Source organism: Actinomycetota bacterium (assembly GCA_030774015.1).
GTDB lineage: Bacteria > Actinomycetota > UBA4738 > UBA4738 > JACQTL01 > JALYLZ01.
Genome location: JALYLZ010000145.1, coordinates 1 through 2,118, shown reverse-complemented (window position 1 = coordinate 2,118; position 2,118 = coordinate 1). Strand labels below are relative to the sequence as shown.

Here is a 2,118-nt window from a genome sequence, read left to right as displayed (position 1 = left end):
GTCCTACCGGCTGCGCGATGCCAAGGCCCGGGTTCGGAGGCCGGCGCCAGGCAACCCCGGTCCCAAGGACAGAGCTACGGCAGAGCATTCAGGAGCCATGGAAGGAGGACCCCGAACCCGTTAGCATCCGACCCAGGTGCTGTCGTTTTCGACCGGCTCCCGCTGTCGTTTTCGACCGTGAAGGGCACGGAAACCTCCGATCACCAGCGCGACCAGCGTGTTCGTGGGATCGGACCTCCGTTTCACAAGGAGGCCTGATCGATGCTCTTCGCTGTCTTCTATCTACTGCTGCGCCGGCTTGTCGCACTCGCATGCGGCTCTACCGAGGATCGGCACAATGACATCGAGGTCCTGGTCCTTCGCCATCAGCTCGCCGTGCTCCGGCGCGAGGTGGGCAAGCCGCACCTTCGCCGTCGCGAGCGGTTGTTCATGGCTGTACTGAGTAGGGTTCTCCCTCGCCCGCGGTGGTCATCGTTCCTGGTCAGTCCGCAGACCCTCCTTCGGTGGCACCGTGAGCTGGTGCGCAGGAAGTGGACCTACCGCCATCGGGCTACCGGCGGGAGACCGCCACTCGCAGACGACGTGCGGGAGCTCATCCTTCGGATGGGCAGGGAGAACCCTCGGTGGGGGTGCGTGCGGATCAAGGGAGAGCTGGCCAAGCTCGGCATCGGGGTCTCGGCCTCGGCGATCCGAACGCTTCTTCGACGCGAGGGCCTCGGTCCGGCGCCACGACGCAGCGGTCCGACCTGGAGGGAGTTCCTGCGCAATCAGGCACGCGGGATCCTGGCGACCGACTTCTTCACTGTCGAGACCATCTGGCTGCGCACCCTCTACGTCTCCTTCGTTATCGAGGTCCAGACGCGGCGTGTCCATCTGGCAGGCGTGACGGCGCACCCCGACTCTGGCTGGGTCACGCAGAGTGCTCGGAACCTCTCCTGGGACCTCGTAGGGCGGGGGCCGTTTCGCTACCTCATCAGGGACCGAGACTCCAAGTACACGAGGAGCTTCGATGCGGTCCTCGCCGCGGACGGCATCAAGGCCATCCTCACGCCGATCCGCGCTCCGAGAGCGAACGCCTTCGCCGAACGATGGGTCCGCACCGTCAGGCGTGAATGCCTCGACTGGACGCTCGTCCACGGTCGACGTCATCTCGAGCGGGTGCTCCGCGAATACGTCGTCCACTACAACGCGAAGCGGCCGCACCGCGGGATCGACCTCCGGGCGCCTGACCCGCAGCCGGATCCCCCCGCTCTGCCTCCCAACATCCGGCGCGTGAGAAGAAGCGACGTCCTGGGCGGCCTCATACATGAGTACGAACTGGTTGCTTGATGCCGAATCAGGGGTTTCCGTGCCCTTCATGCACACCGACATGCAGGAGTGGACCGAGATCCGGCACAGGGTCCTCGTCGAGGGGGCCTCGAAGCGTTCGGTCTGCAGGGAGTTCGGCATCGCCCACAAGACCCTGCAGAAGATCCTTGCCAACACGGAGCCTCCGGGGTACCGGGCGGCCGCGGCCCGCCCCAAGACCAAGCTCGGTCCCTACCTGGGGGTGATCGAGGAGATCCTGGCCTCCGACCGGGAGGCGCCCCCCAAGCAGCGCCACACGGCCAAGCGGATCTTCTGCCGCCTCCGCGACGAGTACGGCTACCCGGGCGGCATCACCCAGGTCAAGGAGGCGGTAGCCCGGCACCGCCGCCACGCCCAGGAGGTGTTCGTCCCGCTGTCCCACCCACCGGGTGAGGCCCAGTTCGACTTCGGCTACGCGACCGTGGAGATCGCCGGGGTGCGCCGCAAGGCGGCGTTCGCGGTGATGAGCCTTCCCTACTCCGACGCCTTCCACGTCTCCGCCTACCCCCGGGAGTGCACCGAGACCTTCCAGGCCGCCCACGGGGCCGCGTTCTCGTTCTTCGGGGGCGTGCCGACCCGGACGGCCTACGACAACACGACGATCGCCGTGCGCAAGGTGATCGGCCGGGAGCGGGCTCTCACCCGGGAGTTCCTCCGCCTTCAGAGCCACTTCCTGTTCGCCCACCGGTTCTGCCGGGTCGGCCGGGGCAACGAGAAGGGCCACGTGGAGTCACTCGTCGGGTACGGGCGGCGCAACTTCATGGTGCCCGT

2 protein-coding genes are annotated in these 2,118 nt (G+C 67.1%); both read left to right on the top strand.

The window, feature by feature from the left end:
* Positions 1-603: 603 nt before the first annotated feature.
* Complete coding sequence (locus tag M3Q23_14500; GenBank protein MDP9343270.1) at positions 604-1,329, top strand: integrase core domain-containing protein; 726 nt, start codon at positions 604-606, stop codon at positions 1,327-1,329.
* Between the two features lie 28 nt (positions 1,330-1,357).
* A partial coding sequence (gene istA / locus M3Q23_14495) for an IS21 family transposase (GenBank protein ID MDP9343269.1) occupies positions 1,358-2,118 on the top strand: 761 nt, incomplete at its 3' end.

Coding starts and splice junctions, on each gene's coding strand:
- M3Q23_14500 (MDP9343270.1), top strand. CDS start 604: ATGGGCAGGGAGAACCCTCGGTGGGGGTGCGTGCGGATCAAGGGAGAG.